The 25026-nt window shown below is 67.4% G+C and carries 22 protein-coding genes; 15 read left to right on the forward strand and 7 right to left on the reverse strand.

Features of this window, described 5'->3' with window-relative positions; all coding sequences use genetic code 11:
* Positions 1-15 precede the first annotated feature (15 nt).
* The 5 genes from P4826_RS09775 to P4826_RS09795 are packed head-to-tail and all read right to left on the reverse strand — an operon-like array spanning position 16 to position 6894.
* Positions 16-2037 carry an acetyl/propionyl/methylcrotonyl-CoA carboxylase subunit alpha gene (locus P4826_RS09775; protein ID WP_317703652.1) on the reverse strand — a complete coding sequence of 674 codons (2022 nt, stop codon included), beginning with the start codon at positions 2035-2037 and terminating at the stop codon, positions 16-18.
* Positions 2038-2757 (reverse strand): DUF4126 domain-containing protein, encoded by a 720-nt coding sequence (locus tag P4826_RS09780; protein WP_317703653.1) that lies wholly within the window; start codon positions 2755-2757, stop codon positions 2038-2040. It abuts the gene before it with no gap.
* Between the two features lie 8 nt (positions 2758-2765).
* On the reverse strand, positions 2766-3545 hold the full coding sequence (locus P4826_RS09785; protein WP_317703654.1) for an enoyl-CoA hydratase/isomerase family protein: 780 nt from the start codon (positions 3543-3545) through the stop codon (positions 2766-2768).
* Between the two features lie 9 nt (positions 3546-3554).
* Positions 3555-5159, reverse strand: a complete 1605-nt coding sequence (locus P4826_RS09790; protein WP_317703655.1) for a carboxyl transferase domain-containing protein — start codon at positions 5157-5159, stop codon at positions 3555-3557.
* 22 nt (positions 5160-5181) lie between these two features.
* The gene (locus P4826_RS09795; protein ID WP_317703656.1) at positions 5182-6894 is read right to left on the reverse strand and encodes an AMP-binding protein; all 1713 of its coding nucleotides are present in this window, start codon (positions 6892-6894) and stop codon (positions 5182-5184) included.
* Positions 6895-7035: 141 nt separating this feature from the next.
* On the opposite strand from P4826_RS09795, the gene P4826_RS09800 reads away from it, so the two are divergent.
* The 5 genes from P4826_RS09800 to P4826_RS09820 all read left to right on the forward strand — a co-directional run bounded on the left by P4826_RS09800 (position 7036) and on the right by P4826_RS09820 (position 13880).
* Positions 7036-8076, forward strand: a complete 1041-nt coding sequence (locus P4826_RS09800) for an AraC family transcriptional regulator (RefSeq protein WP_317703657.1) — start codon at positions 7036-7038, stop codon at positions 8074-8076.
* A 58-nt stretch (positions 8077-8134) separates the two neighbouring features.
* Positions 8135-8806, forward strand: coding sequence for a glutathione S-transferase family protein (locus P4826_RS09805; protein ID WP_317703658.1), 672 nt, complete (start codon positions 8135-8137; stop codon positions 8804-8806).
* 178 nt (positions 8807-8984) lie between these two features.
* A complete protein-coding gene (gene exaC / locus P4826_RS09810) occupies positions 8985-10511 on the forward strand; it encodes an acetaldehyde dehydrogenase ExaC (protein WP_317703659.1) in 1527 nt (508 codons plus the stop codon).
* A 118-nt stretch (positions 10512-10629) separates the two neighbouring features.
* Positions 10630-12762 carry a TonB-dependent receptor domain-containing protein gene (locus P4826_RS09815; protein WP_317703660.1) on the forward strand — a complete coding sequence of 711 codons (2133 nt, stop codon included), beginning with the start codon at positions 10630-10632 and terminating at the stop codon, positions 12760-12762.
* Positions 12763-12851: 89 nt separating this feature from the next.
* The gene (locus P4826_RS09820) at positions 12852-13880 is read left to right on the forward strand and encodes a catalase family peroxidase (RefSeq protein ID WP_317703661.1); all 1029 of its coding nucleotides are present in this window, start codon (positions 12852-12854) and stop codon (positions 13878-13880) included.
* 165 nt (positions 13881-14045) lie between these two features.
* Here the strand turns inward: P4826_RS09820 and pedF are convergent, their stop codons facing one another.
* Positions 14046-14531 carry a cytochrome c-550 PedF gene (pedF, locus tag P4826_RS09825; protein WP_317703662.1) on the reverse strand — a complete coding sequence of 162 codons (486 nt, stop codon included), beginning with the start codon at positions 14529-14531 and terminating at the stop codon, positions 14046-14048.
* Positions 14532-14867: 336 nt separating this feature from the next.
* On the opposite strand from pedF, the gene P4826_RS09830 reads away from it, so the two are divergent.
* From P4826_RS09830 to P4826_RS09850, 5 genes are all read left to right on the forward strand, one after another.
* Complete coding sequence (locus P4826_RS09830) at positions 14868-16880, forward strand: sigma-54-dependent Fis family transcriptional regulator (RefSeq protein WP_317703663.1); 2013 nt, start codon at positions 14868-14870, stop codon at positions 16878-16880.
* Positions 16881-16904: 24 nt separating this feature from the next.
* Positions 16905-17429, forward strand: a complete 525-nt coding sequence (locus P4826_RS09835) for a cytochrome b (RefSeq protein ID WP_317703664.1) — start codon at positions 16905-16907, stop codon at positions 17427-17429.
* Positions 17430-17597: 168 nt separating this feature from the next.
* A complete protein-coding gene (locus P4826_RS09840; RefSeq protein WP_317703665.1) occupies positions 17598-19487 on the forward strand; it encodes a methanol/ethanol family PQQ-dependent dehydrogenase in 1890 nt (629 codons plus the stop codon).
* 88 nt (positions 19488-19575) lie between these two features.
* The gene (locus P4826_RS09845; RefSeq protein ID WP_317703666.1) at positions 19576-20175 is read left to right on the forward strand and encodes a pentapeptide repeat-containing protein; all 600 of its coding nucleotides are present in this window, start codon (positions 19576-19578) and stop codon (positions 20173-20175) included.
* Between the two features lie 82 nt (positions 20176-20257).
* Positions 20258-20686 (forward strand): c-type cytochrome, encoded by a 429-nt coding sequence (locus P4826_RS09850; RefSeq protein WP_317703667.1) that lies wholly within the window; start codon positions 20258-20260, stop codon positions 20684-20686.
* Here P4826_RS09850 and P4826_RS09855 read toward each other — a convergent pair.
* Positions 20650-21705 (reverse strand): alpha/beta fold hydrolase, encoded by a 1056-nt coding sequence (locus P4826_RS09855; RefSeq protein ID WP_317703668.1) that lies wholly within the window; start codon positions 21703-21705, stop codon positions 20650-20652. The two genes, P4826_RS09850 and P4826_RS09855, sit on opposite strands and share 37 nt — an antisense overlap.
* Before the next feature lie 82 nt (positions 21706-21787).
* Between P4826_RS09855 and pqqA the strand changes: the two genes are divergently transcribed.
* The 5 genes from pqqA to pqqE are packed head-to-tail and all read left to right on the forward strand — an operon-like array spanning position 21788 to position 25005.
* Positions 21788-21862, forward strand: coding sequence for a pyrroloquinoline quinone precursor peptide PqqA (gene pqqA, locus P4826_RS09860; protein WP_068167214.1), 75 nt, complete (start codon positions 21788-21790; stop codon positions 21860-21862).
* 57 nt (positions 21863-21919) lie between these two features.
* On the forward strand, positions 21920-22837 hold the full coding sequence (pqqB, locus tag P4826_RS09865) for a pyrroloquinoline quinone biosynthesis protein PqqB (RefSeq protein WP_317703669.1): 918 nt from the start codon (positions 21920-21922) through the stop codon (positions 22835-22837).
* A 21-nt stretch (positions 22838-22858) separates the two neighbouring features.
* Positions 22859-23596, forward strand: coding sequence for a pyrroloquinoline-quinone synthase PqqC (gene pqqC / locus P4826_RS09870; RefSeq protein ID WP_317703670.1), 738 nt, complete (start codon positions 22859-22861; stop codon positions 23594-23596).
* Positions 23586-23888 (forward strand): pyrroloquinoline quinone biosynthesis peptide chaperone PqqD, encoded by a 303-nt coding sequence (gene pqqD / locus P4826_RS09875; protein WP_317703671.1) that lies wholly within the window; start codon positions 23586-23588, stop codon positions 23886-23888. The genes pqqC and pqqD overlap by 11 nt, the downstream gene beginning before the upstream one ends.
* Entirely contained in the window at positions 23872-25005 is a 1134-nt protein-coding gene (gene pqqE, locus P4826_RS09880) for a pyrroloquinoline quinone biosynthesis protein PqqE (protein ID WP_317703672.1), read from the forward strand. Before pqqD ends, pqqE begins: the two co-directional genes overlap by 17 nt.
* The last annotated feature ends 21 nt before the right edge of the window (positions 25006-25026 follow it).

Below are 25026 nucleotides of genomic sequence, written 5' to 3' on the forward strand. Positions count from 1 at the left end.
GCGCCGCGCGCGTGTTCAGACGGCGGAAAGCCTGAGCAGCTCGGCGCCTTCCGTCACCTGGTCGCCGGGCGCGTAGAGCAGCTCGGCCACCACGCCGTCGGCAGGGGCGGCAATCGTGTGCTCCATCTTCATGGCCTCCATCACCGCCAGGGCCTGGCCCTTGCTGACCTTGTCGCCGGCCTGGACGGCAAACGACACCACCTTGCCCGGCATGGGTGCCGTCAGGCGCCCGCCCTCGCCGGCCGTCTCACCCGCATGGGCGAGCAGATCCAGGGCCTCGATGCGTGTGGCGCCGCGCGGGGTGAAAACATGATCGCTTTCGCCCTGGGCGTAGACCAGGGCCTGGGTGCGCTGGCCGGCGTATTGCAGGTCCATGGCGCCACCGGGGGCGAGGGCAAAGGCGAGCGCGCCGCTGACCGCGCCTTCGCCCTCGCCCATGGCCAGCCGGTAGCTGCCATCGCGCTCATAGCTGAGCCAGGCCTTGGCGTGCTGGCCGCCAAAGTCGAACTCGAAGCGGCGCTTGCAGGCGGTGAGCGAACGCCAGCCATCGGTGCGGCTGAAGGGGTTGGCGCCCTGCCCGGCGCGCTCGCGCAGCAGCTGGCTGGCCACGGCGGCGGCGGCGGCCAGGGGCAGGCCAACCTTCTCCTGCTGGAACAGCACCGCCTCCTCGCGCTGGATCAGCGCGGTATCGAGCCGCGCCTGGGCGAAGGCGCCGCTTTGCACCACATGGCGCAAGAACTGCACATTGGTCGCCAGGCCGACGATGTGGGTCTGGGCCAGTGCGTCGTCCAGCCGCGCCAGCGCTTGTTCGCGCGTGTCGCCATGCACGATGAGCTTGGCGATCATGCTGTCGTAGAAGGGGCTGATGGCGTCGCCCTCGCGCACGCCGTCGTCCACGCGCACCTGGCTTCTCTCGAAGCTGGTGCAGACCGGCTTGCGATAGACATTCAGGCGCCCGGTGGCGGGCAGGAAGTTGTTGTCCGGGTTCTCGGCGCAGATGCGCGCCTCGATGGCGTGGCCGATGATGCGCAGCTCGTCCTGGCGCTTGGGCAAAGGCTGGCCGCTGGCCACGCGCAGCTGCCACTCCACCAGGTCTTCGCCGGTGATGGCCTCGGTCACCGGGTGCTCCACCTGCAGGCGGGTGTTCATCTCCATGAAGTAGAACTTCATGGCCTCGGGCTGGTCGTAGCCGCCCGGCTGCTCGACGATGAATTCGACCGTGCCCGCGCCCACATAGCCCACGGCCTGGGCCGCGGCCACGGCCGCCTGGCCCATCCGGGCGCGCAGCTCGGGCGTCATGCCGGGAGCGGGGGCTTCTTCCAGCACCTTCTGGTGACGCCGCTGCACCGAGCAGTCGCGCTCGAACAGATAGACGCAGTTGCCGTGCGTATCGCCAAACACCTGGATCTCGATGTGGCGCGGGCGCAGCACGTATTTCTCGACCAGCACGGCGTCGTTGCCAAAGCTGTTGATGGCCTCACGCTTGCAGGATTCCAGCGCGGCGGCAAAGTCCTCGCTTTTCTCGACCAGGCGCATGCCCTTGCCGCCGCCGCCGGCGCTGGCCTTGATGAGCACGGGGTAGCCGATGGCATCGGCCTCGCGCTGCAGCAGTTGCGGGTCTTGGTCCTCGCCCTGGTAGCCCGGCACCAGCGGCACGCTGGCCTTGGCCATCAGACGCTTGGACTCGGCCTTCAGGCCCATGGCTGAAATAGCCGACGCCGGCGGGCCGATGAACACCAGACCGGCCTTGGCGCAGGCCTGGGCGAAGTCTTCGTTCTCGCTCAAAAAACCGTAGCCGGGGTGGATGGCCTGGGCGCCGGTCTGCTGCGCCGCCTCGATGATGCGCTCCCAGCGCAGATAGCTGTCCTTGGGCGCGCTGGCGCCAATGTGCACGGCCTCGTCGCAGGCGGCGACATGCTTGGCGTTGGCGTCGGCGTCGGAATACACGGCGACGGTTTTCACGCCCATGCGTTTGGCGGTCGCAGCAACACGGCAAGCGATCTCTCCACGATTCGCAATCAGGATTTTTGTAAACATTCAGGCCACCTTGGCAGAAGCAGAAAACAGGGAAGAAACACGCCGCAGCACGGCGCGCAGAAACTTGAACAAGATCACCAGCAGCAGCGCCGACACGGCCAGCGCCAGTACCAGCGCAACGCCGAAGGCCAGCGGGTGCTGCGTGGCCAGCCAGACCGTGGCGACGACCAGGCCGTCCTCCAGGAACGACAGGCCCCAGTTGGAAAACGGCTCGGGCGAGGTGTTGGCCGCCGCGCGCGCCGTCATCTTGGTGGCCAGGGCCGTGGCCGACAGCGTGCCGCCCAACAACCCTGCCGCCACGGCCATGCTGGCGTTGTCGGCACCGAACACGCCAGCAGCCAACAGCGCACCCGCCGGCACGCGGATGAAGGCATGCACCGCGTCCCAGGCGCTGTCCAGCCACGGCACCTTGTCGGCAAAGAATTCGACCAGCAGCATGAAGCCGCTGGCCATCAGCACCACCGGGTGCTGCAGCACCGTCAGCGCCGGCGGCAGCGCGATCCAACCCAGGGCGCCCATGCCGCCGACCAGAAACACCACCGCATACAGGCGCATGCCGCTGGCCCAGCCCAGGGCCGCGGCCAGGGCCAGCAGGCCGGGCATGTCCAGCTGCTGCGTGGCGCGCGCGGCCCCCTCGGCCACCGCCTGGGCAGTGCCTGAGTCGATGTGCAGGCCCACCGTATGGAGCCATTGCACGATCTGGAGCCAGAGCGCGTCCATTGCAACGATCAGGCCAGCCAGCTGGGCTTGCGCTTCTGCAGGAAGGACTGCACGCCCTCGCGGCCCTCGTCACTGGCGCGGATGTCGGCAATGCCCTCCACCGTGGCGGCGATCAGGGCGGCGTTGATTTCGCGTTCGGCGACGTCCAGCACCAGCTTTTTGCAGGCGCGCACGGCGTTCGGGCTGGCGCTGATCAATGCCTTGACGAGCTCATCGACCTTGGCGTCGAGCTGCTCCGCCGTCACCACCTCGTGCACAAAGCCGATGCGCAGCGCCTCCTGCGCGCCGAAGCGCTCGGCCGTCAAGAAGTAGCGGTGCGCGGCGCGCGCACCCATGGCACGGATCACGTAGGGGCTGATGGTGGCGGGGATCAGGCCTATCTTGACCTCGGACAGGCAGAAGCCCGCAGTGTCCACGCTGACGGCCATGTCGCAGGCGGCCACCAGGCCAGTGCCGCCGGCGTACACATCGCCCTGCACGCGCGCAATCGTCGGCTTCGGGCACTCGTAGATCACGCGCAGCATCTCGGCGAGCTTGGCGGCGTCCGCCAGGTTCTGCTCGCGCGTGTAGTCCGCCATGCGGCGCATCCAGTTCAGGTTGGCGCCGGCGCAGAAGGCCGGGCCCTCGGCCGCCAGCACCACGGCGCGCACATCGGCGCGTGCGCCCACCTCGGTGAAGGCGGCGGTGATCTCGGCGATGACCTCGTCGCTGAAGGCGTTGCGGATCTCGGGCTGGGTCAGCGTGATGGTGGCACGCGGGCCGTCGTAGCGAATCGTCAAGGCTGTCATGGTGTCTCCTTACATGCGGAACACGCCGAACTTCACGTCTTCAATCGGCGCGTGGCGCGAGGTGGCCAGGGCCAGGGCCAGCACGCGGCGCGTGTCGGCCGGGTCGATGATGCCGTCGTCCCAAAGGCGCGCCGTGGCGTAGTAGGGGTGGCCCTGCTTCTCGTACTGGTCGCGTATCGGGGCCTTGAAGGCCTCCTCTTCCTCGGCAGACCACTTGCCGCCCTTGCCCTCTATGCCGTCGCGCTTGACGGTGGCGAGCACGCTGGCCGCCTGCTCGCCGCCCATGACCGAGATGCGCGCGTTCGGCCACATCCACAAAAAGCGCGGACTGTAGGCGCGTCCGCACATGCCGTAGTTGCCGGCGCCAAAGCTGCCGCCGATGATGATGGTGAACTTCGGAACATTCGCCGTGGCCACGGCCGTGACCATCTTCGCGCCGTGGCGCGCGATGCCCTCGTTCTCGTACTTGCGCCCGACCATGAAGCCGGTGATGTTCTGCAAAAACACCAGCGGTATCTTGCGCTGGCAGCACAGCTCGATGAAGTGCGCGCCCTTCTGCGCCGATTCGCTGAACAGGATGCCGTTGTTGGCGATGATGCCCACGGCCATCCCCTCGATGCGCGCAAAGCCGCAGACCAGGGTGTTGCCGTAGCGCGCCTTGAACTCGTCGAAAACGCTGCCGTCGACGATGCGGGCGATGATCTCGCGCACGTCGAAGGGCTTGCGCGTATCGACAGGGATCACGCCATACAGCTCGCTTGCTTCATATTTAGGAGCTGTTGGCGCATTATCCGCCTGCGTTTCAGGCTGTTTTCTATTCAAATTAGCCACGGCGGAACGGGCCAGCGCCAGCGCATGCAGGTCGCTTTGCGCCAGATGGTCGGCCACGCCCGAGAGGCGCGTGTGCACGTCGCCGCCGCCTAAATCTTCGCTCGTCACCACCTCGCCCGTGGCGGCCTTCACCAGCGGCGGGCCGCCCAGGAAGATGGTGCCCTGGTTCTTGACGATGATGGTCTCGTCGCTCATCGCCGGCACATAGGCGCCGCCGGCCGTGCAGCTGCCCATGACCACGGCGATCTGCGCCAGGCCCTGGGCGCTCATGTTGGCCTGGTTGTAGAAGATGCGGCCGAAGTGGTCGCGGTCCGGGAAGACCTCATCCTGGTTGGGCAGATTGGCGCCGCCCGAGTCCACCAGGTAGATGCAGGGCAGGCAGTTCTGCTGCGCGATCTCCTGCGCGCGCAAATGCTTCTTGACGGTGACGGGGTAGTAGGTGCCGCCCTTCACCGTGGCGTCGTTGCAGACGATCATGCAGTCCACGCCCGAGACGCGGCCTATGCCGGCGATCAGGCCGGCGCCGGGCGCATCGTTGCCATACATGTTGAGCGCGGCCAGCGGCGCGATCTCCAGAAAGGGCGTGCCGGGGTCGAGCAGCATCTCCACGCGCTCGCGCGGCAGCAGCTTGCCGCGCGCCACATGCTTGGCGCGCGCGGTCTCGCCGCCGCCCTGGGCCACGCGCTCGACATGGGCGCGCAGGTCATCGACCACGGCGCGCATGGCGGCGGCGTTGGCCTGGAATTCCGCCGAGCGCGGATTGATCTGGGATTCGAGAATCATGGTTGCTCCGAAAGGTTTGGATTTATGCCGTCTTGCTTTCCTGCAGGCCCAGCTCATCCTTCATCACGTCGCGGATCTTGAACTTCTGGATCTTGCCGGTCACGGTCATCGGGAAGGCTTGCACAAAACGGATGTAGCGCGGCACCTTGTAGTGCGCGATCTGGCCCTTGCAGAAGGCGCGGATGTCGTCCTCGGTCGGGCTGCTGCCGGGCTTGGCGATGATCCAGGCGCACAGCTCCTCGCCGTATTTCTCGTCCGGCACGCCGACCACCTGCACATCCTGCACCTGGGGGTGGCGGTACAAAAATTCTTCGATCTCGCGGGGGTAGAGGTTCTCGCCGCCGCGTATCACCATGTCCTTGATGCGGCCGACGATGTTCACATAGCCCTCATCGTCCATGGTGGCCAGGTCGCCGGTGTGCATCCAGGCCTCGGGGTCTATGGCCTCGCGCGTTTTCTCCACGTCGCCCCAATAGCCATGCATGACCGAGTAGCCGCGCGTGCACAGCTCGCCGCGCTCGCCGCGCGCCACGACTGCGCCGGTCTCCGGGTCGACGATCTTCACCTCCAGGTGCGGCTGCACCCGGCCGACGGTGGAGACGCGCTTTTCCAGGGGCGTGTCGGCGTCGCTCTGGCAGCTGACGGGGCTGGTCTCCGTCATGCCGTAGGCAATGGTCACCTCGGTCATGTGCATGTCCGCCTGCACGCGCTTCATGACCTCGATCGGGCAGGGGCTGCCGGCCATGATGCCGGTGCGCAGGCTGCTCAGGTCGAACTCCTTGAAGCGCGGGTGGTCCAGCTCGGCGATGAACATGGTGGGCACGCCATGCAGGCCGGTGCAGCGCTCGGCCTGCACGGTCTCGAGCACGCTCAAGGGGTCAAAGCCGTCGTTCGGATAGACGATGGTGCTGCCATGCGTGATGCAAGCCAAGTTGCCCAGCACCATGCCAAAGCAGTGGTACAGCGGCACGGGAATGCACAGCCGGTCGGCCGGGGTCAGGCGCATGCACTCGCCAATGAAGAAGCCGTTGTTCAGGATGTTGCGGTGCGTCAGCGTCGCGCCCTTGGGGAAGCCCGTGGTGCCGCTGGTGAACTGGATGTTGATAGGGTCGGTGTTCTTCAGGCTGGGGGCGATCGCGGCTATGCGCGCATCCTGCGCGTCGCCACGCGCCATCAGATCGGAAAAGCGCAACATGCCGGGCTGCTCCTCGCCCTCGCCCGCCACATCGATCCAGACCACCGTGCGCAGCTCGGGCATGCACTTGGATGCCAGCAGGCCGGGGCGGCACAGGGCCAGCTCGGGCGCCAGCTCGCGCAGCATGCCCAGATAGTCGCTGGTCTTGAACTGCGCCATGGTCACCAGCGCCTTGCAGCCGACCTTGTTCATGGCGTATTCCACCTCGGCCGTGCGATAGGCCGGATTGATGTTGACCAGAATCAAGCCCACCTGGGCCGTGGCCAGCTGCATCAGCACCCATTCGGCGTTGTTGTGCGACCAGATGCCTATGCGGTCGCCCGGCGTGAGGCCCAGGCCCAGCAGGGCGCTGGCCAGGCGGCGCGCCTGCTGGTGCAGCTGGGCGTAGCTGTAGCGCAGGCCCTGGTGGCGGCTGACCAGGGCCTCGCTGTCGGGCTGGCGCCGCGCCATGTCGGCGAAAAAATCGCCTATCGTGGCCTCGATCAGCGGGGTATCGGTGCTGCCACGCGCATAGCTGGCCAATGGGTTGGCGAGTTCCATGTATTCATCTCCTGTGCCACGGGGCAGGCATGGCCGCACATCCCGCAATGGGCCCACAGCATACGCCGCAGGCCGCCGTTGGCAACCTTTGATCAGGCCAGGAAGGTTGCAAATCACGCCACGACAACGCAGACTAAGACCATGGCCAGCATCGCCCCCCCAACCGCTCGGCAGTCCAGCCCCACAGCCGCCACACCCATGGCCTTTGCACAGGCCATCGTGCAGGCCTACCAGGCGCGCGCCATGGATCCCGCACGGGTTCTTGAGCAGGCACAAATCACGCCAACACAATTGCGCGACTCCGACGCGCGCATCAGCAGCGGGCAGCTGGAGGCCCTGTCCGCCGCCGCGATGCGCGAGCTCGACGATGAGGCCCTGGGCTGGTTCAGCCGGCGCCTGCCCTGGGGCAGCTATGGGATGCTGGCGCGCGCCTCGCTGAGCGCGCCCACCCTCGGGCTGGCGCTGGCGCGCTGGTGCCGACACCACGCGCTGCTGACCGACGACATCCTGCTGCAGCTGCAGGTAGAGGGCGAGCATGCCCGGCTGGTGATCAGCGAGCGGCGCGACCTGGGCCGCCTGCGCGAGTTCTGCCTGGTGACCACGCTGCGCAACGCGCTGGGCGTGTCCAGCTGGTTCGTCGATTCGCGCCTGCCGGTGCTGGCGGCCGAATTCCCGTTCGCCGCACCGCCACACGCCGGCGCCTACGCCGTGCTGTTCAGCGGCCCGACGCGCTTTGACGCCCATCAAGCCGCGGTGCATTTCGATGCGCGCTACCTGGCCCTGCCCGTCACACGCGACGAGACCGCCATGCACCAGATGCTGCAGCACGCCCTGCCCCTCATCGTGCACCAGTACCGGCGCGACCGCCTGCTGCTGCAGCGCGTGCGCCAGCTGCTGGCCGCCGCCCCCGAGGCCGCGCACAACGCCGGCACGCTGGCCGCGCGGCTGCATGTGTCGACGCGCACGCTGCACCGCCAGCTGCAGGAGGAAGGCAGCTCGCTGCAGGCGCTCAAGGACGAGGTGCGCCAGCGCCGCGCGACCGAGCTGCTGCTGCGCTCGCCACAAGCCATCAAGCAGGTGGCCCAGGCCGTGGGCTTTGCCAGCGAAAAGAGCTTCATGCGCGCCTTTCGCGGCTGGACGGGGCAGTCGCCGGCAGACTTCCGGCGCCAATCCCGCGGCTGATGGCACCCCCGACCCGAATGCTGCCGCACAGCCCACCCCATCATCAACAGACCGCCCCATGATCGACCTACATCACTGCGTCAGCGCCCGATCCTTCCGCCCACTATGGCTGCTGGAAGAGCTGGGCATCCCCTACCGCCTGCACATGCTGCCCTTCCCGCCACGCGTGCATGCACGGGACTATCTGGCGCGCAACCCCCTGGGCACGGTGCCGCTGCTGGAGGACGGGGCCACGCGGCTGACCGAGTCGGCCGCGATGTGCCATTACCTGGCCACGCGCTACGGCGCGGGCGTTCTGGATGTGGCACCGGCGGACGCGGCCTATGGCAGCTATCTCAACTGGCTGTTCATGAGCGATGCGACGCTGACCTTTCCGCAAACGCTGGTACTGCGCTATAGCTATTTCGAACCGCCTGACCGCCTGCAGCCACAGGTGGCGGCGGACTACGCACGCTGGTTCCTGGCGCGGCTGCGGGCGGTGGATGCTGCATTGCAGCACGAACCATATCTGTGTGCCGGACGCTTCACTGCCGCCGACGTCGCCGTGACCTATGCCCTGCACCTGGCACAGCACCTGGGGCTGGCGGCGCAGTTTCCACCGGCCGTGGCCGACTACTGGCAGCGCATGCAGGCCAGGCCGGCCTTCCAGCGGGCGCTGCAGGCGCAGCACCAGGCCGCGCTGGATCAGGCGGTCGATCCCACGCCGTCGCCCGATCTGCGGCCGGCCTGATGCCGGGCGCTGCGGTGTCACAAGCCTGCACACCAGTGGGCCAATCTGGAACACCCACCGCCATGGACTGTGACAAAAGTCGGCACACCCGGCACGCAACGGGCTGGCACGAAGCTTGATTACTCCTGAGGCAGTCGGTGCGCATGTGCGCCGGCATCCACCACCCAAGGAGACCAACATGGACATGTTCGAATTCAAGCGCTTCAACCTCGACCTTTCCTTCCCCTACCGCCAGCAGTACGACAACTTCATCGGCGGCAAATGGGTGGCCCCGGCCGCCGGCCGCTATTTCGACAACGTCTCGCCCATCACCGGCAAGCCGTTCTGCAAGGTGGCGCAGTCCGACGCCACCGACATCAATCTGGCCCTGGACGCCGCCCATGCCGCGCAGGAAAAGTGGGGCAAGACCTCGGTGGCCGAGCGCTCGGGCATCCTGCTGAAGATTGCCGACCGCATGGAGCAGAACCTGGAGCTGCTGGCGATCGCCGAGACCATTGACAACGGCAAGCCGCTGCGCGAGACCATGGCCGCCGACCTGCCGCTGGGCATTGACCATTTCCGCTACTTCGCCGGCTGCATCCGCGGCCAGGAAGGCACGATTTCCGAGATCGACGCCAACACCGTGGCCTACCATTTCCACGAGCCCATGGGCGTGGTCGGTCAGATCATTCCCTGGAACTTCCCCATCCTGATGGCCTGCTGGAAGCTGGCCCCGGCCCTGGCCGCCGGCTGCTCCATCGTCATGAAGCCGGCCGAGCAGACCCCCGCCTCCATCCTGGTGCTGATGGAGCTGATCGCCGACCTGCTGCCGCCTGGCGTGGTGAACATCGTCAACGGCTACGGGCGTGAAGCCGGCGAGGCCCTGGCCACCAGCAAGCGCATCGCGAAGATCGCCTTCACCGGCTCCACCCCCGTGGGCCAGCGCATCCTGCACGCCGCGGCCGACAACCTGATCCCCTCCACCGTGGAGCTGGGCGGCAAGAGCCCGAACATCTTCTTTGCCGACGTCATGGACGCCGATGACGAGTTCTTTGACAAGGCGCTGGAGGGCTTCTCCATGTTTGCCCTGAACCAGGGCGAGATCTGCACCTGCCCGTCGCGCATCCTGGTGCAAGAATCCATCTACGAGCGCTTCATGGAGCGCGCCGTGGCCCGTGTGCAGGCCATGAAGCAGGGCCACCCGCTGGACAGGAGCACCATGGTCGGCGCGCAGGTGTCGCAAGCTCAGCTCGATCGCATCTTGGGCTACATCGACATCGGCCGTGGCGAGGGCGCCAAATGCCTGACCGGCGGCGAGCGCCTGCGCGCCGGCGGCGAGATCAACGACGGCTTCTTCATCAAGCCCACGCTGCTCTATGGCCAGAATGACATGCGCGTGTTCCAGGAGGAAATCTTCGGCCCCGTGGCCTCGGTGACCACCTTCAAGGACGTGCAGGACGCCGTGCGCATCGCCAACGACACCGAGTTCGGCCTGGGCGCCGGGGTGTGGAGCCGCAATGGCTCCGTGGCCTACCACATGGGCCGCGCCATCCAGGCCGGCCGCGTGTGGACCAACTGCTACCACCTCTACCCCGCGCACGCGGCCTTCGGCGGCTACAAGAAGTCGGGCATCGGCCGCGAGACGCACAAGCTGGCCCTGTCCAACTACCAGCAGACCAAGAACCTGCTGGTGAGCTACAACCCCAAGGCGCTGGGCTTCTTCTAGGCCTGTCCACCCGGCCTGCCGCGGCACGGCAGGCCGGGCCATCCATGTCGCGGGGCGCAAGCAGTGCGGGATGGTGCGCCCCGCTCCTCTTTGGTCAGAACAAGGGAGGGAGCATTCCATGCATTTCGATCACGTTTGCGCAGGCGCCGGCTGGCCCCTGCGCATTGCCACTTTGAGCGGCCTGATGGCCCTGGCGCAAGGCGCCGCGGCGCAAACCAGCCCGGCCCTGCCCGAGGTCACGGTGCGCAGCACCCTGGTGGAGTCGCCGCTGGAGTATTCGCCGGCCTCGGTGACCATCGTCGATGGCGAGCGCGTGCGCGACCGCCAGTGGCAGGTGAATCTGTCCGAGTCGCTGTCCACCACGCCCGGCCTGCTGCTGCAGAACCGCCAGAACTACGCCCAGGACCTGCAGCTGTCGATACGCGGCCATGGCGCACGCTCGACCTTCGGCGTGCGCGGCGTGCAGGTCTTCGTGGACGGCATACCCGCCACCATGCCCGACGGCCAGGGCCAGACGAACAACATCGACCTGCAGTCGGTCGAGCGCATCGAGGTGCTGCGCGGACCCTATTCCACGCTGTATGGCAACGCCTCGGGCGGGGTGATCAACGCCTACACCGAGCGCGGCGAGGGCCGCCCGCGCATCGACAGCAGCTTCGCCGTCGGCAGTAACGGCCAGAAACGCCTGGGCCTGAAGGCCCAGGGCGAGCAGAGCGGCGTGGGCTATGTGGTGAGCGCCAGCCGCTACCTGACCGACGGCTGGCGCGCGCAGAGCGCGGCCGACAAGAACATGTTCAACGCCCGCCTGGACACCAACCCGGGCGACAGCGGCCACCTGATGCTGGTGGCCAACTACGTGGATGTGGATGCGCTCGACCCGGGCGGCGTCACGCCCGCCGACTGGCAGGCCAATGCCCGCGCCGTGGCCCAGGGGCCGATCGACTACAACATGCGCAAGAGCATGCGCCAGACCCAGGTGGGCCTGAGCTACGACCACCGCGTGGACGCCAGCAATGCCCTGCGCCTGATGGTGTATGCCGGCCAGCGCCACATCACCCAGTACCAGTCCACGCCCAGGGCGGCACAGGCGCCCGCCACCAGTGCCGGCGGCGTCATCGACCTGGGGCGCGACTATGGCGGCATGGATCTGCGCTGGGCGCATGACACGCGCTTGGCAGACAGCCCCTTCAGCCTGGTGGCCGGCCTGGCCGTGAACGTGGTCGAGGAAGACCGGCAGGGCTACAACAACTTCCTGGGCAGCGCGCTCGGCGTCAAGGGCGCGCTGCGCCGCGACGAGCGCAATACGCTGAACAACGCCGACCCCTACCTGCAGGCCAGCTGGTCGTTTGCGCCGCGCTGGAGGCTCGATGCCGGGCTGCGCTGGAGCAACGTCAAGTTCGAGTCGCGCGACCACTACATCGCCCCCGGCAATGGCGACGGCAGCGGCGACACGCGCTACCGGCGCTGGCTGCCCATGCTGTCGCTGCAGCACCAGATCAGCGCCGCCACCCAGGTCTATGCCTCGGCCGGCGGCGGCACCGAGACGCCCACCTTCAACGAGATCTCCTACCGCCCCGGCGGCCTGCCCGGGCTCAACTTCGGCCTGCAGCCGGCCACCTCGCGCAGCCTGGAGCTGGGCCTGCGCCAGCGCCTGGACGGCGACGCCCTGCGCGGCCATTGGTCGGCGGCGCTGTTCCATACAGACACCGAGAACGAAATCGTCACCGCCGACAACACCGGCGGGCGCGCCACCTACCGCAACGCCGGGCGCACGCGGCGCCAGGGCGCCGAGCTGGGCACCCAGCTGCAGCTGGCACGCCAGTGGCAGCTCAGCGGCGCCCTGACGCTGCTCGACGCCAAGCTGCGCGACGGCTTCTGCAACGCCGCCGGCACCAGCTGCGTGAGCGCCGGCAAGCGCATCGCCGGCACGGCGCGCACCCAGGCCGCCCTCGGGCTGGACTGGCGCCCGCACAGTGATTGGCGCCTGGGCGCGGACTGGCGCCATGTCAGCGCCATTGCCGCCAACGACAGCAACAGCATCGAAGCACCCAGCTACAACGTGCTGGGCCTGAGCGCCAGCCATACCCGGCAATGGGGCGCCTGGAAGCTGAACGCCTTTGCCCGCTTGGACAACGTGACAGACAAGAAATATGTAGGCTCCGTCATCGTCAACGAGGGCAACGGCCGCTTCTACGAGGCGGCGCCCGGACGGCAGTGGATGGCCGGCATCAGCCTGGGCTATCAGTTTTGAGTAACTATGTTTTTAATAGCTGTTTGCGCATACCCAGTTTGCGCAAAAGCCATTTTTCTCTCATAACCACCACCAAGGAGACTCCTCGCATGCCCCCTCATACCCGTCTGCTGGCCGGCGCCAGCGCCGCCGCCGCCCTGGCCCTGATGGCCGGCTGCGCCCAAAACCCGTCCGCCGGCCCAGCCGACAACACCGACCCCACGGCCCTGGTGAACCAGCTCGAGGCCACCACCGGCAAGTTCCCCGGCCAGCGCCGCTCCGGCGCCAAGGGGATCTGCGCGACCGGCGAATTCGTCGGCTCCGCCCAGGGCCGCGCGCTGTCCACGGCCTCGGCCTTCAGCGGCCAGCCGGTGCCCGTCGTGGCGCGCTTTTCACTGACCGGCGCCAACCCCGCCGCACCCGACAACACCAAGAGCCAGCGCAACATGGCCCTGCAGTTCAACCTGCCGGGCGGCGAGCAGTGGCTCATGGGCAATATCTCCACGCCGGTGTTCGGCGCCGCCACGCCGGCGCAGTTCCTCGGCCGCCTGGCCTCGCTGCAGGCCGATCCGGCGACGAAGAAGGCCGACCCGGCCAAGGTCAAGGCCTTTGCCGACGCCAACCCCGAGGTGCTGCTACAGGGCAAATACCTGGCGGCGCAACCCGTGCCGGCCAGCTTTGCCGGCCTGAACTACTGGGGCGTGCATGGCTTTGGCTTTGTCAACGCCCAGGGTGCGACCACCTGGGGCAAGTGGCTCTTCGAGCCCGTCGGCGGTGTGCAAGGCCTGAGCGACGACGAGGCCAAGGCCAAGGGCGCCAACTTCCTGTTTGACGACCTGCGCCAGCGCGTGGCCACCGGCCAGGCCCGGTTTGACTTCAACCTGGAACTGGCCCAGAGCGGCGACCAACTGGACAACCCCACCGTGCCACTGCCCGCCGGGCGCCAGAAGGTGAACCTGGGCCAGCTCAGGATCACCAAGGTCGAGGCCGAGGGCCAGGGCGCCTGCCTGGGCGTGACCTTCATCCCCACCGTGCTGCCCAAGGGCGTGGTGGCGGGCAACGACCCGGTGCTGGCCGCGCGTGCCGCGCCCTACGCCATATCCCAGGGCCGGCGCCAGAGCGAGGCGGGCGCCAAGTAATTCCATTTCTAAATCACCCGTGTCGTTGTTGCTTCGCCTTGCCGTGCTACAGCACTGTCTGCGGCTTCGCGCCTAGACACGAATGATGTAGAAACGGAATAAGCGCCGCATCCCAGTAAAAAGGCCGCTATCGCAGCGGCCTTTTTTTTGTGCAATGGCGTGTCTTCACTGCTGCGCGCGGCGCTCTTCCAGATAGGTGCGGATGGCCCAGACCGCCTCCTGCGTCAGCGTGCCCTCGAACGGCGGCATGTAGACCCGGCCGTCGCGCGTGCGGCCGCGGCGCACGGTGCCGGCGTAGAAGTCGTCCATCTCCTGGAAGCACACCTTCTTCTTGGCGGCATCGGCGTAGCCCGAGCATTCCTCGTCAAACTTGCGTAGATCCGGCGCGATGCCGCCCGACACCGCCTCCAGCCCATGGCAGCGCGCGCAGTTCTGGTTGTAGGCCGAGCTGCCTATGCGCAGCGCCTCCTTGTGGCCCTCGCCGCTGCTGTAGGGGTTGGATTCGAGCCACTTCGCGCCCAGCTGGGGCAGCGTGCTGGTGTCCACGGCCTGGGGCACCATATCGCCGTGCGCAAATGCCGCCGAGGCACCGCAGGCCAGGGCCAGGGCCAGCAGGCTGCGCTGCAGGGGGGCGAGAAAAGATCGTTGCATGGTTTGTCTCCTGTGGGAAAAGTGAATGCCCTCAGCTGCGCAATTTGCATGCCACCCCCGCCGCTGCCCGGGTCCGGGCCCGGCGCTGTCCCAGTTTGCGCCAGCGCGTGCCCGCCGGCGCCGTCCAAACCTGGCCGAGTGTCACAGCATGGAGCAATTCAGTGGCACAGTTGCGGCACATTTCTTGCTTGATCCCTGCTGTGGATCCGGGTTGCGAGGCACCCGTACCATTTGCACAATACTTGGTTCTTGCCCGGAGCCACGCCCCCTGCGCCTGCCGCCCAGGAGGACCCATAAAACCATTGGAAGAACCTACTTCCAGCGCCAGGAGACAACATGGACGCCCAGTCTGGACGCGCGGCCGCCATCGCCGTGCAAGCACCGCCAGAGCAAGACGCACATCTCGTCATCGACGAGGCACACCAGCGCTCCAAGGCCTTTGGTGTCTGCAGCGACGATGCCCCCGACTTCTCCAGCCTGGCGATCAGCCAGCTGAAGGCGGTGCTGGAAGAGAACCGCTTTCTGTTCCAGCATGCGGTGCCGGTGATGGAGACGCTGTATGGGCAGATCGCCAATACCCACAGCATGGTGCTCTTGACCTCGGCCCAGGGCATGGTGCTGCATTCCATGGGCGACAACGATTTTCTGGAGAAGGCCAACCGCGTGGCCCTGGTGCCCGGCATGGACTGGAGCGAGAAGACCAAGGGCACGAACGCCATCGGCACGGCGCTGTCGGCACAGCAGGCCGTCACCGTGCATGGCGACCAGCATTTCATGAGCGCCAACCAGGCGCTGACCTGCTCCTGCGCGCCGATTCTCGACCCCTACGGCCAGATCGTCGGCGCGCTGGACGTGACCGGCGACCACCGCAGCTACCACCAGCACACCATCGCCCTGGTGCGCATGTCGGCGCAGATGATAGAGAACCACATGTTCGCGGGCAGCTTCCCGAAGGCCGTGCGCGTGCATTTCCATTCGCGTCCCGAGTTTCTGGGCACCCTGGTGGAGGGCATTGCCGCGTTCACGCCCGAGGGGCGCTTTCTCTCGGCCAACCGCAGCGCGCAGTTCCAGCTCGGCATGTCCTACGGCGCGCTGCAGGCGCATACCTTTTCCTCGCTGTTCGGGCTGCCGATATCGGCGCTGTTCGAGCTCTTCGGCGGCGCCAGCCTGGCGCCACGCCAGCTGTGCCTGCACAACGGCGTATCGGTCTGGTGCCGCACCGAGACCAAGCCCGTCGGCCCCTGGGCCACGCCCATCGTCTCGCCCCTGTCCGGCGACGGAGCGGCGCCACCGGCGCGCAGCAGCGCACCACAAAAGGCCCAGCTGTCCTCGCTGCAATACCTGGACACGGGCGATGCGCAGCTGTCGGCCGTCATCGCCAAGCTGCGCAAGGTGGTCGATCGCGACATTCCGGTGATGATCCTGGGCGAGACAGGCTCCGGCAAGGACTTGCTGGCCCAGGCCATACACAACGACTCGGCGCGCGCACGCCAGCCCTTCGTGGCCGTGAACTGCGCCTCGATTCCCGACACGCTGATCGAGGCCGAGCTGTTCGGCTACGAGGAAGGCGCCTTCACCGGCGCGCGCAAGAAGGGTGCAACGGGCAAGATCCTGCAGGCCCATGGCGGCACGCTGTTCCTCGACGAGATCGGCGACATGCCCAAGCACCTGCAGGCGCGCCTGCTGCGCGTGCTGCAGGAGCGCAAGGTGAGCCCCCTGGGCGCGGCCAAGGAGGTGGAGGTGGACGTCACCATCATCAGCGCCACACACAAGAACCTGAAGGAATTGATCGCGCGCGGCGACTTCCGCGACGACCTGTACTACCGCCTGAACGGTCTGGTGGTGCGCCTGCCCGCCCTGCGCGAGCGCAGCGATTTCCAGGCCGTGGTGAAGAAGGTGCTGCACTGCATGCGCGAGAACTGCCCCGAGGTGACGATTGCGCCGCAGGTGATGGAGCTGCTGCAGGCCTACCACTGGCCCGGCAATGTGCGCCAGCTGCACAACCTGCTGCGCACGGCGGCGGTGATGGTGGAGGATGACTGCGTCATCCGCCTGGAACACCTGCCCGACGATTTTCTCGACGAGCTGCGCACGCCCCTGCGCAGCCCCATGGTCGCCCCCCCCGTGCACGCGGCCGAGCCGCCGCTGATGCCCAGCGTGGGGGCCCCGCCCGTGCCTGACGACATGGCCGATGACAGCCAGAGCCTGCAGGATGTGACCATCAACGCCATGGCACAGATGTTGCGCCTGCACAAGGGCAATGTGTCGGCGGCGGCCAAGGCCCTGGGTGTGTCGCGAAACACCATCTACCGCAAGAAAAACCTGCTGCCGCCCGATCTGCTCGATTGACCGATGGAGCAACAGGAGGCTTTTGTGCAGCGCAACCGATACGACCGTTTTTCCGTCACCCTGCACTGGCTCATGGCCGTGCTGCTGCTGGGGCAGATAGCCCTGGGCATGTGGATGCTGGGCCTGCCCAAGGATGCCAGCGGCCTGCGCGCCTCCTGGTTCAACGTACACAAGTCCTGGGGCATGGTGCTGGGCCTGCTGATCGCGCTGCGCCTGGCCTGGGCGCTCTGGCGCCCGCGCGTGGCGGCGCTGCCGCAGCCCCGCCCCATGCAGCTGCTGGCCACGGGCGCCCACCGGCTGCTGTACCTGCTGATGCTGCTGATGCCGCTGTCGGGCTTCGTGGGCTCGGTGTTCTCGGGCTACCCCATCCGCTTCTTCGGCCTGCGCCTGCCGCAGCTGGCCGAGCGCTGGGACGGCGCCAAGGAGCTGGCCAGCGGCGTGCACCAATGGTCGGCCTGGGCCCTGGTGCTGCTCATCGCCCTGCATGTGCTGGCCTTCGTGCACCACCAGGTGATCCGCAAGGAGCCGCTGCTGCAGCGCATGCGCTGAATGTCACCGGCTGCTCCATAGCTGAGCAACCGCGGCGCCACACAGCGTTGCACATTTGAACGGCAAACACGGCACCCGGGCCGGCAGCGTGACGATTGTCAATGTGGCACGGCTCTTGCGTTGATGTGGCGGGGATCTCACCCACCACAACACAAGGAGCAAACCACCATGACCTCATCGGTATCCAAGCAACTGCGCCTGAGCAGCCTGGCCGTGGCCGCCACCCTGGCGCTGACGGCCCATGCCGCCAACGTCAAGCCCGTCACCTGGGAAGACATTGCCAACGACCACAAGACCACGGCCGACGTGCTGACCTATGGCCTGGGCTTGACGGCGCAGCGCTACAGCCCAGCCAAGACGCTCAACACCAAGAACGTCAATGGTCTGGTGCCGGTGTGGAGCTACTCCTTCGGCGGCGAAAAACAGCGCGGCCAAGAGGCGCAGGCGCTGATCCACGACGGCGTGATGTATGTCACCGCCTCGTACTCGCGCTTCGTGGCGCTGGACGTGCGCACCGGCAAGCGCCTGTGGACCTACGAGCACCGCCTGCCCGAGGACATCCGTCCCTGCTGCGACGTGGTCAACCGCGGCCCGGCCATTTTTGGCGACAAGGTGTATTTCGGCACGCTGGACGCGCGCGTCGTGGCCCTGGATCGCAACACCGGCAAGGTGGTCTGGAACGAGAAATTCGGCGACCACAAGGTGGGCTACACCATGACCGGCGCGCCCTTCATCATCAAGGATCAGAAGACCGGCAAGACCCTGCTGGTGCATGGCTCCTCGGGCGACGAGTTCGGTGTGGTCGGCTGGCTCTACGCCCGCGACCCGGATACCGGCAAGGAAGTCTGGGCCCGCCCCATGGTCGAAGGCCATGTCGGCCGCCTGAACGGCCAGCCCAGCACCCCCACCGGCGACCCCAAGGCGCCCAGCTGGCCCAACGACCCGAACAGCCCCACCGGCAAGGTCGAGGCCTGGAGCCAGGGCGGCGGCGCGCCGTGGCAGACGCCCTCGTTCGACGTGGAGACCAACACCATCATCGTCGGCACCGGCAACCCCGCGCCCTGGAACACCTGGAAGCGCACCGCCAAGGGCGACGACCCACGCAACTGGCCCAGCCTCTACACCTCGGGCCAGGCCTATGTCGATCCGAGCACCGGCGACCTGAACGGCTTCTTCTCGCACACGCCCAATGACGCCTGGGACTTCTCGGGCAACAACTCGGTGCTGCTGTTCGACTACAAGGACCCCAAGAGCGGCAAGACCATCAAGGCCTCGGCCCATGCCGACCGCAATGGCTTCTTCTTCGTCACCGACCGCGAAAAGCTCGCCAAGAACGACGGCGGCCATCCCTGGAAGCAGAACGCCATCATCGGCGCCCACCCCTTTGTGGACGGCATCACCTGGGCCAAGGGCTTCGACCTGACGACCGGCCTGCCTATCGAGAACGGCAACCGCCCGCCCGAGCCCAAGGAGGGCCAGGAAAAGGGCGACAGCATCTTCGTCTCGCCACCCTTCCTGGGCGGCACCAACTGGATGCCCATGAGCTACAGCCCGGACAGCGGCCTGTTCTACATCCCGGCGAACCACTGGGCCATGGACTACTGGTCCGAGCAGATCACCTACAAGCCTGGCGCGGCCTACCTGGGCCAGGGCTTCCGCATCAAGAAGCTGTATGACGACCATGTGGGCATCCTGCGCGCCATCAACCCGCAGACCGGCAAGATCGCCTGGGAGCACAAGGAGCAGTTCCCGCTGTGGGCCGGCACGCTGACCACGGCCGGCGGCCTGCTCATCACCGGCACCTCGGACGGCTTCGTCAAGGCTTTCGACAACAAAACCGGCAAGGAGCTGTGGAAGTTCCAGACCGGCTCGGGCATCGTCTCCGTGCCGGTGACCTGGGAGATGGACGGCGAGCAGTACATCGCCATCCAGTCCGGCTACGGTGGCGCCGTGCCGCTGTGGGGCGGCGACATGGCCGAGCTGACCAAGCAGGTCTCGCAGGGCGGCTCGATGTGGGTCTTCAAGCTGCCCAAGGCGCAGAAGGTGGCGGCCAAGTAAGCCCTGGGAGCGCCGGCGTCTCGCCGGCATGGATTTCCTGTGCCGGCGAGACGCCGGCGCTCCCATCAACCACCCGGAGCCCACGCCCATGACCCGTTTCACCCGCATCGCCCTGACCGGGGCGATTTTGCTTGCCGGGGCCGGCGCGGCGCTGGCCCAGCCGGCCCAGGACGACGCCCGCAGCGAGCCCCTGGTCATCAACGGCTGCCCGATCTGGCCCTATACCCGCTGCCCCGGCGCCGACCTGCGCCATGCCAGCCTGGCGGGCAAGAACCTGGCTGGCGCCGACCTGCGCGGCGCCAACCTGACGCGCGCCGACCTGCGCGGCGCCAATCTCTCGGCCGCCGATCTGGAGGGCGCCAACCTGACCGGCGCGCGCATGTCCAAGGTCTCGGCGGCCAACACCGATTTCAAGGGCGCCAAATTCATCGGCACCGACCTGGAGAGCGCGCGCCTGATGCGCTCGGACTTCTCGGGCGCCCTGTTCGAGGGCACCAGCCTGGAGATGGCGCGCATGAACCATGCGTGGTTCGTCGGCACGCGCTTCATCGCCAATGATTTCCAGGAGACCAAGTTCGTCGCCACCAACATGCAGAACGCATTCTTCGACGGCAACCACACGCTCTACACCATCTTCACGGAATCCAACCTCGATGGCTGTCAGGGCTGCCCACCGGACTGGAGATGATATGCGAATGCTATATTTTTCAAAGCATCTTGCGCTTACCTGCATTGGGCTAGCGGCAATTTTTGCCACAAATGTCCAGGCCGTGGAGCAGATCAAGCCCCAGGTCGACACCTCGGCCCTGCCGGCGCTCGGCTGGCACGAGCCCAACCCCCTGCGCGGCAATGCCGAAGCCGCCGCCATCGGCAAGGCCGCCTTCAACCAGAGCTGCGCCGTCTGCCATGGCCAGGATGCCATTGGCACACGCTCGCCCGCACCCGACCTGCGCCGCATCGGCATGGGCTGCCGGCGCATCCAGGACGCGGCCCTGCGCCAGCGCTGCCAGGGCGACGCGGACGCGTTCTTCATCAAGTCGGTGCGCTACGGCAAGCAGAAGTTCGGCATCGTCCACATGCCGCCCTGGGAAGGCCTGCTTGCGCCCGAGCTGGCCTGGGCGCTGCGCAGCTTTGTCGAAACCGCGCCCAAGGGCACGGGTATTCAGTCGCTGTCGCCCACCGCCGCCGCCACGCAGTAGCGCAGCGCCCGCAGCATGGCGGGCTCTGCGCCCAGGTGCCCGCTGGCCACCAGCTGCAGGCGGGCATGGGGCCGGCCCATGGCCGCCCAGCGCCGGCTGTTGCCGGGCGGGCAAATGGCGTCAAAGCGCCCATGCACCCAATCGACCGGCACCCCATGCCGCGCCAGGGCGAGCACGGCGGCATCGAGTTCTCCGGGTCGCACAAAGCCCCGGTGGCGCAGGTAATGCGCCTGCAGGCGGTACCTGGCCTGCGCCTGGCGATCCGCCGGCGTGGCGCGCGGCCGGGGCAGCTGCGCCAGGGCACGGCGCTGCTGGCGCTGCAGGCCGGCCCATAGCCGGCGCTGGGCGGTTGCATCCTTTCCCGACAGATGCCGCAGGCTGCGGCGCAGGCCATGCAGCGCGTCACGCCGCTCGCGCAGCGCCCAGCCCCGGCCGGCCTGCAGGGATGGAACAGTCACTGCTCCGCTTTGGAGCAGTTGTGACAGGCCGGACAGGGCCTGGGGCAGTGCGGCCCCGTGCGGTACCGGCCAGTCGCCCTGCGCCACGCGCTTGCCGGGCCGCGCGCTGGGCAGCAGTAAGCCGCCCACCTCGCTCCGCGTGAGGCCAAAGGCGCCGCGCAGCACCGGCCGCGCCACATGATCCGGGTGCTGGCGCGCATAGGCCAGGGCCACCACCGTGCCCCAGGAGCCACCCAGCAGCGACCAGCGCTCCAGGCCCAGATGCCGGCGCAGTGCCTCCAGGTCGGCCACCAGCGCCGCCAGATGGTTGGCCGCCGTGCGCCCGCTGGGGCGCGAGTCGCCGGCGCCGCGCTGGTCCGGCGCGATCACGCGCTGGCACTGCAAGTCAAAGGGTGCCAGCAGGGGCGGGCTGCAGCCGCTGCCCGGGCCGCCATGCAGCAGCAACCAGGGTTCGCCCCGTCCCATATCGCGCCAGGCCATGCGGTGCAGCCCGCCACGCGCCAGCCGGCGCGGCGCGGGCCAATGAGGTACATCAAGGGTGGCATTGATTTTGCGTGGCATGGCTGCGGCTGCGTGAAACAGGTTCTACGGGTTTTGTGCGGCACGCAATCATCTTTCATGCCACTCATCACAGGAGACAACCATGCAATGGACCACCCCCGCCTTCACCGATCTGCGCTTCGGCTTTGAGATCACCATGTACATCGCCAACCGTTAATCCCCCCTGGCGGGGGCGGCAGGCGTCGCCCCCGCACATCACCCACATTCACAGACCATGCTATTGCGCGTTTTAGGCTCTTCCGCCGGCGGTGGCTTTCCACAGTGGAACTGCAACTGCCCCAATTGCGCCGGCCTGCGCGCAGGCAGCCTGCGCGCCCGGGCACGCACCCAATCCAGCGTGGCCGTCACGGCCGATGGGCAGGACTGGCTGCTGGTCAACGCCTCGCCGGACCTGCTGACGCAAATCCAGCAGACGCCGACGCTGCAACCGGCGCGCAGCCTGCGCGACAGCGGCATTGCCGCGGTGCTGCTGATGGACGCACAGATCGACCATGTCACGGGTCTCTTGATGCTGCGCGAGCGCAAGACGCCGCTGCCGCTCTTGGCCACACCCGAGGTGTTGTCGGACATTGGCGCGGGCTTTCCCATCACCCAGATTCTTTCCCATTACTGCGGCGTGGCCGCCCAGGCCATAGTCTGTGACGGGCGCAGTTTTGCCGCCCCGGGCCTGCCGGGCATCGCCTTGCAGGCCGTGACGCTGTCGTCCAAGCCGCCGCCGTATTCGCCGTTTCGCGGCGCGCCGCGCCCGGGCGACAACATCGGCCTGATGGTCACCAACCCGGCGACCGGCGCGCGCCTGTTCTACGCCCCCGGCCTGGCCGAGGTCACACCGGATCTGCTGGCCTTGATGGCCCGCTGCAGTGTGGTGCTGGTGGACGGCACCTTCTGGACGAATGACGAAATGCAGCGCCTGGGCCTGTCCAACAAGGCGGCGCTGGACATGGGGCATCTGCCGCAAAGCGGCGCCGGCGGCATGCTCGATCAACTGGCGCGCCTGCCCGCTGGCGTGCGAAAGGTGCTCATCCACATCAACAACACCAACCCCATACTGAACGAGGACTCGCCCGAGCGCGCCGAGCTGGCCGCGCAGGGCGTGGAGCTGGCCTTCGATGGCATGGAAATTGAATTCTGATTCTGGACAGGACAGCCCACCATGGACATCGCCACCAGCCCCGCCCCCCAGCCCAGCCTGCCCGCCTGGAGCGCGCAGGAGTTCGAAGCCCAGCTGCGCGACAAGGGTGCGGCCTACCATATCCACCACCCGTTCAACGTGCGCATGAACGCCGGCGGTTGCACACCCGATGAGCTGCGCTGCTGGGTGGCGAATCGCTTCTATTACCAGATCTGCATACCGCGCAAGGACGCCGCCATCCTGGCCAACATGCCCGATCGCGCGCACCGCCGCCTGTGGGTGGAGCGCATCCTGGACCATGACGGCCAGGGTGACCACCAGGGCGGCAATGCCGGCGGCATCGAGGCCTGGACACGCCTGGGCCAGGCCGTGGGCATTGAGCGCGAAGACCTGTGGTCACTGCGCCGCGTGGCGCCGGCCGTGCGCTTTGCCTGCGACGCCTATGTCAACTTTGCCGCCCGCGCTCCCTGGCAGGAGGCCGTGTGCTCGTCGCTCACCGAGATGTTCGCACCGCAGATCCACAAGGACCGCCTGGCCACCTGGCCCGGGCATTACCCCTGGATAGAGGCCGAGGGCCTGCACTACTTTCGCAGCCGCATTCCGCTGGCCAGCCGCGACGTCGAGCATGGCCTGCGCGTGACCTTGGAACATTTCACCACCCGCGCCGCACAGCAGCGTGCGCTGGACATTCTGCAATTCAAGCTGGACGTGCTCTGGTCCATGCTGGATGCCATAGAGAAAGCCTGCCATGAACTTTGACGCCGCCGCCCACGCAGCAGCTCCGCCCTACCCCGACGCGCCGCAGCTGCCGCACTTGTCGCGCCGCCTGCGCCTGCAGTACGAGGCCGCGCAGACGCGCTGGGTGCTGCTCTACCCCGAAGGCATGGTGCAATTGAACGACAGCGCCGCCGAGATCCTGCGCCGCTGCGACGGCCGCCACACCGTGGCCGACATCGTCAATGAGCTCGAATCGCTGTTCGACACCCAGGGCATCGCCCCGCAGGTGCACGAGCTGCTGGCCGAGGGCACACGCCGTGGCTGGCTCGATTAACACCCCCACGCCGCCGGTCGGCGTAGGCCAGCCGCTGTGGCTGCTGGCCGAGCTGACCTACCGCTGCCCGCTGCACTGCGTGTTTTGCTACAACCCGGTCCAGCTCAAGCAGGCGAGCAGCGAGCTGACGACTGCCGACTGGGTCGAGGTGATGCGCCAGGCGCGCCAGCTCGGCGCGGCGCAGCTCGGGTTCTCGGGCGGCGAGCCGCTGGTGCGTGACGACCTGGAGGAGCTGGTGCAGGAGGCGCACCGCCTGGGCTACTACACCAACCTCATCACCTCGGGCGTCGGCCTGACGCCGGCGCGGGCGCAGCGCCTCAAGGACGCGGGGCTCGATCATGTGCAGCTGTCCTTCCAGGACAGCACGCGCGAGCTGAACGATTTTCTGAGCCACACCAAGACCTTCGAGCTGAAGAAAAAGGTGGCGCAGACCATCAAGGCGCACGACTGGCCCATGGTCATGAACTGTGTGCTGCACCGGCACAACCTGCCGCATGTCGGGCAAATCATTGAGATGGCCCTCGACCTGGGCGCCGAATACCTGGAACTGGCCAACGTGCAGTACTACGGCTGGGCCTGGGTGAACCGCGACCACCTGATGCCCACGCGCGCGCAGCTGCAAGAGGCCGAGGCCGTAGTGCAGGGCTGGCGCGAGCACATCGGTAAACAATGCCGGCTGCTGTTCGTCGTGCCCGATTATTTTGAGGAGCGCCCCAAGGCCTGCATGAACGGCTGGGGCTCGGTGTTCCTGTCGATCGCCCCCGACGGCCTGGCCATGCCCTGCCACAACGCGCGCGACCTGCCCGGCCTGCAACTGCCGAACGTGCGCGAGCAGCCAATCGCCGACATCTGGCAGCGCAGCCAGGCCTTCAACGCCTACCGTGGCCAGGACTGGATGCAGGAGCCCTGCCGCAGCTGCGACGAGCGCTACAAGGACTTTGGCGGCTGCCGCTGCCAGGCCTTCATGGTCACGGGCGACGCCGCCGCGACCGACCCGGTATGCAGTAAATCGCCACAGCACGAAAAAATCGTCGAGTTCGTGCGCCGTGCGCCCGAGCGCAGGCAGAGCATCCCCATCGTCCACCGCAGCGACCCGCAGCCATGTGCACGCGCCTGAATCCGTCATATTTCAAACAAA

Origin of the sequence: Diaphorobacter limosus, assembly GCF_033100095.1 — a bacterium.
GTDB lineage: Bacteria > Pseudomonadota > Gammaproteobacteria > Burkholderiales > Burkholderiaceae_C > Alicycliphilus > Alicycliphilus limosus.

Coding starts and splice junctions, on each gene's coding strand:
- P4826_RS09775 (WP_317703652.1), bottom strand. CDS start 2,037: ATGTTTACAAAAATCCTGATTGCGAATCGTGGAGAGATCGCTTGCCGT.
- P4826_RS09780 (WP_317703653.1), bottom strand. CDS start 2,757: ATGGACGCGCTCTGGCTCCAGATCGTGCAATGGCTCCATACGGTGGGC.
- P4826_RS09785 (WP_317703654.1), bottom strand. CDS start 3,545: ATGACAGCCTTGACGATTCGCTACGACGGCCCGCGTGCCACCATCACG.
- P4826_RS09790 (WP_317703655.1), bottom strand. CDS start 5,159: ATGATTCTCGAATCCCAGATCAATCCGCGCTCGGCGGAATTCCAGGCC.
- P4826_RS09795 (WP_317703656.1), bottom strand. CDS start 6,894: ATGGAACTCGCCAACCCATTGGCCAGCTATGCGCGTGGCAGCACCGAT.
- P4826_RS09800 (WP_317703657.1), top strand. CDS start 7,036: ATGGCCAGCATCGCCCCCCCAACCGCTCGGCAGTCCAGCCCCACAGCC.
- P4826_RS09805 (WP_317703658.1), top strand. CDS start 8,135: ATGATCGACCTACATCACTGCGTCAGCGCCCGATCCTTCCGCCCACTA.
- exaC (WP_317703659.1), top strand. CDS start 8,985: ATGGACATGTTCGAATTCAAGCGCTTCAACCTCGACCTTTCCTTCCCC.
- P4826_RS09815 (WP_317703660.1), top strand. CDS start 10,630: ATGCATTTCGATCACGTTTGCGCAGGCGCCGGCTGGCCCCTGCGCATT.
- P4826_RS09820 (WP_317703661.1), top strand. CDS start 12,852: ATGCCCCCTCATACCCGTCTGCTGGCCGGCGCCAGCGCCGCCGCCGCC.
- pedF (WP_317703662.1), bottom strand. CDS start 14,531: ATGCAACGATCTTTTCTCGCCCCCCTGCAGCGCAGCCTGCTGGCCCTG.
- P4826_RS09830 (WP_317703663.1), top strand. CDS start 14,868: ATGGACGCCCAGTCTGGACGCGCGGCCGCCATCGCCGTGCAAGCACCG.
- P4826_RS09840 (WP_317703665.1), top strand. CDS start 17,598: ATGACCTCATCGGTATCCAAGCAACTGCGCCTGAGCAGCCTGGCCGTG.
- P4826_RS09845 (WP_317703666.1), top strand. CDS start 19,576: ATGACCCGTTTCACCCGCATCGCCCTGACCGGGGCGATTTTGCTTGCC.
- P4826_RS09855 (WP_317703668.1), bottom strand. CDS start 21,705: ATGCCACGCAAAATCAATGCCACCCTTGATGTACCTCATTGGCCCGCG.
- pqqB (WP_317703669.1), top strand. CDS start 21,920: ATGCTATTGCGCGTTTTAGGCTCTTCCGCCGGCGGTGGCTTTCCACAG.
- pqqC (WP_317703670.1), top strand. CDS start 22,859: ATGGACATCGCCACCAGCCCCGCCCCCCAGCCCAGCCTGCCCGCCTGG.
- pqqD (WP_317703671.1), top strand. CDS start 23,586: ATGAACTTTGACGCCGCCGCCCACGCAGCAGCTCCGCCCTACCCCGAC.